This window comes from Pantoea stewartii subsp. stewartii (genome assembly GCF_008801695.1).
Classification (GTDB): Bacteria; Pseudomonadota; Gammaproteobacteria; order Enterobacterales; family Enterobacteriaceae; genus Pantoea; species Pantoea stewartii.
In genome coordinates, this window is sequence record NZ_VZPF01000154.1 from 1 (window position 1) to 3,513 (window position 3,513).

Genomic DNA, 3,513 nt, shown 5'->3' on the forward strand with positions numbered 1-3,513 from the left:
AAGTGCAGATGCAGGGCTTCAAGTAGCCAGGTCCGGTGTTTCATACGCTAATGTCCATTATAAATGATGGACATTATTGTCAAGGAGCCGGAGGGAAACGGACAGACGGTCTAAATGCGACGCTTACGTTTATTCTTATCCTCCAGCCCTTTTTTTAACGAGGGGATCTCGGTGTAATCCATATAAAACAGTGACTCTCTGTCCTGAGGAAGATTATTCTCCGTCACGTTGAGCTTTACCGTTTGGCCGGCTTCAGGAGCAATCCTGAATATTTGCGGCAACGCCACAAAAGGGGGGACAGAATGATTATTGAGATTGATCGCCTGAATCTGAATCAGCGCTGGCTGATCGCCAGTATTCGTAAACTGAAGCGTTTTTTCTTTTTTCGCACCGTCTACAATGACGCGCGTGCCATTTAATACGACGCTTGCCTGACAAAACATGGCTGAAAAGGCCAGAAAAAGAAGAACTAGAGACTTCAACACAGGGTTCTCCTGCCCCCTTAAAATAAGGGGGCCTGATGATTAGGGATAGCTGACAGAATATTGAACGCTACTTAAAACCGTACCGGCGCCCGCCTTTCCAGAGTTGCTGTGGCTTTGTTGAATAAATGGATTTTATGCTGTGGTACTATGAAAACGGTTGTTTCAGATAACATAAAATCAATGCATTACATGCTTGCGTATGACGGTGTTCTGTCTGGCATCAGCGTTTTCTACCAAAACAGTGCAGACAAAACAGAATGATTACCTATTATTCAACAAAGCCAGTCGCTGTAATAGACGACTGAAAAGTTTTGCGATGCGCTGGTGCTTCCGCTTTCCAGCGTCATACCGGTGACCCTGGCCGTCCCACCCGACAAATCTATCGCGTTGTCGTTACTGTCCAGTAAACGCAGCGCCACGTTTTCGGCGGTGCCGGTATTGAGTAAATCGCCGGTGGGCGAAATATTATTGCCAGCCAGATTAATTGCCATTGCCTGTGTTGATCCGGCGTCCGGTGCGACGCAACCGGTTAAGTTAATCGTAAAAGGTGTTTTACCGGCGGTTGATTTTGCTGTACTCAACTCGGCCGTTGAAACGGTCGGCAGCAAAATAATCGGGCTGCCGGTTGCATCATTAACATTGACGTTACAGGTTTGTGCATTGACCTCGCCCTGAAAGCGAATTGTATTTTCTGAGGCTGCAAAAACATGGCAAGACATTAAACTCGCACTCCATACAACAAGCGTCATGCAGCGTGAAAAAGAGCTGGCTTTCATTGGTTCCCTCTTATGATTTTTGATGAATAAAGATGCGCATTGGCGGCGAGGATCATAAGGCGCACGGCAGGGGAACGGTGTGTGAAGTGTTCTGAGCTTATGTGAAGGAATGCACCATCAAATAGAAAGATATTTAAATTCAATTAGATGGCGTTAATCCTCTGTTACTGAAATGAGAGTCCCTTTAAGATAACCACAGGCCGGGAACCCACAAAGAACGTTAACGATCGCCACGTTTTATGGCTTATTTTTCGCAGAGGTAAAGCGGAACAGGGCCGGAATAAAATGTCCAGGTGTCAATACCTGTCCTTTTGATGACAAAGGGAAACGTCGCCCCCACGTTAATAAAAAATGCCGGCAGCCACTTTTGCTGTTCCTGCTGGGACATTTGATTATCCGGGGACGATTCAATTAATGTTGACCGGGCAAGGTACAGATCGCCCTCGCGCTGATAAGTAAACCGGATAATTTTGCTCAGACGAGTAACGTTATTATCGTGATCGGTGAGTCGGCCGGTGATGGCGATAACACCGTGCCCCTCTCGCATATCATGCGAGGTGATGACGGAAAATGTCTCACCATTTCTGATGTAATTACTGTTTGCAATACAATGGACAGAATCCTGTCTGAATAAAAACACGACAATGCCTGCTGCTGTCATCACGATTACAGCCAACAGAAAGGTTAACTTCACTACTTACTCCTTATATAATAATACGAAATACAGTCGGGGGAACCGAAAAACGAGAGTGCATTTTTACATTGCAGTACCGAAATGCGTTCACCATTGGTAAATGCCGTGATATAAATCATTCGTCGTTCTGTACAACTGACTTTACTGTCAACGGAGATGCGCGCGACCAGGCCATTACCGGCTTTTTCATTGGCGTATATTTCACATCCATTCATATCAAACCGTTTAATAAAAATCATCTCGTGGCGGTGAAGTGAAAAGGTCATGATGGCAAAACCACAAACCAGTATCGTCATCACCGCCAGTCCCGTGATAAAAAGATGCCGTGTCGAAATAGCATAGCGATAAGCGCCTTTGCTGACAGTGAATTCAGCAGGCTCAGGACGGCTGATGGGCTGTTGAGATTCTGGTTCAGAATACGGTGCGTTCTTAATAAGGTTTTCTGAAATATCCTCATCATCCTGAATAACGGATTCCGTTGTATCGCACGCACTCGCCTCTTCACCGGACGTAGCGAAGGGCGGAATATTCTGTTCGTCTTTCTGGTCGTTTTTTCCTGCCCCAGCGTCCTCATCAGCAGGCGCAATTGTCGACTCCTCAATAAGAATCGCATTTGCCAGCATGAAGCCACGGCGTGGAATGGTCCTGATCACATCCTGACGGATATTGCATGCCAACAGCGCTTTTCTGATGAGCGAAATACTTTGATATAACGCATTGGCACTGACCTCCATCCCAAACCGTCGCCAGGCATACTGATAAAACGCCTCATGATCGACAATTTCGCCCTGCCGCGCGATCAGCAATTCAAAACAATATGAGACTGAAGAATGCAGCTTCAGCACCTGATTATTACCAATAATTCCCCTTTTCCCAGGAAAAAAAACCACTTCATTACCAATACTTATCTTTTTCATATTATTAAATCGGCTTTGTTGAATAAATGGATTTTATGCTGTGGTACTATGAAAACGGTTGTTTCAGATAACATAAAATCAATGCATTACATGCTTGCGTATGACGGTGTTCTGTCTGGCATCAGCGTTTTCTACCAAAACAGTGCAGACAAAACAGAATGATTACCTATTATTCAACAAAGCCTATTAAATCCGGATATATCCTTATTTCTGTCTTATGAATGCTCCCTTAATATAAGCCAGTAAATAATATTGAACTTACATTTAACATAAACAAAAAGAAGAAATAAAATAATTTCAGACTTTAAATGGCTTTGTTGAATAAATCGAACTTTTGCTGAGTTGCAGGATCAGATCACGCATAATCCTGATAATGCAGGCAGTTACGTGGCTAAGCAGAAATTCAAAATCACCAACTGGTGCAACTACAACAAGGCCCTGATTAATCGTGGCTCCATCACTTTCTGGCTGGATGATGAGGCGATTCAGGCCTGGTATGAGTCAGCAACGCCCGCATCACGCGGACGGCCTCAGCGCTATTCAGACCTTGCCATCACGACTGTCCTGATGATTAAACGCGTATTCCGGCTGACCCTGCGAGCCGCACAGGGCTTCATTGATTCCATTTTTTCCCTGATGGG

Annotated in this window: 5 protein-coding genes; 1 reads left to right on the top strand and 4 read right to left on the bottom strand. The window is 44.9% G+C overall.

The genetic code is table 11. From position 1 onward, the window contains the following. Positions 1-110: 110 nt before the first annotated feature. From F7Q90_RS24910 to F7Q90_RS24925, 4 genes are all read right to left on the bottom strand, one after another. Complete coding sequence (locus F7Q90_RS24910) at positions 111-485, bottom strand: fimbrial biogenesis chaperone (RefSeq protein WP_237166107.1); 375 nt, start codon at positions 483-485, stop codon at positions 111-113. A 272-nt stretch (positions 486-757) separates the two neighbouring features. Then, on the bottom strand, positions 758-1,204 hold the full coding sequence (locus tag F7Q90_RS24915; RefSeq protein ID WP_237166106.1) for a fimbrial protein: 447 nt from the start codon (positions 1,202-1,204) through the stop codon (positions 758-760). A 301-nt stretch (positions 1,205-1,505) separates the two neighbouring features. Further along, complete coding sequence (locus tag F7Q90_RS24920; protein WP_006121842.1) at positions 1,506-1,955, bottom strand: hypothetical protein; 450 nt, start codon at positions 1,953-1,955, stop codon at positions 1,506-1,508. Next, positions 1,955-2,872: a winged helix-turn-helix domain-containing protein gene (locus tag F7Q90_RS24925; RefSeq protein ID WP_006121841.1), complete on the bottom strand. Its 918-nt coding sequence runs from the start codon at positions 2,870-2,872 to the stop codon at positions 1,955-1,957. The genes F7Q90_RS24920 and F7Q90_RS24925 overlap by 1 nt, the downstream gene beginning before the upstream one ends. Before the next feature lie 387 nt (positions 2,873-3,259). Here F7Q90_RS24925 and F7Q90_RS24940 point away from each other — a divergent pair. Next, a partial coding sequence (locus F7Q90_RS24940; RefSeq protein ID WP_346265406.1) for a transposase occupies positions 3,260-3,513 on the top strand: 254 nt, incomplete at its 3' end.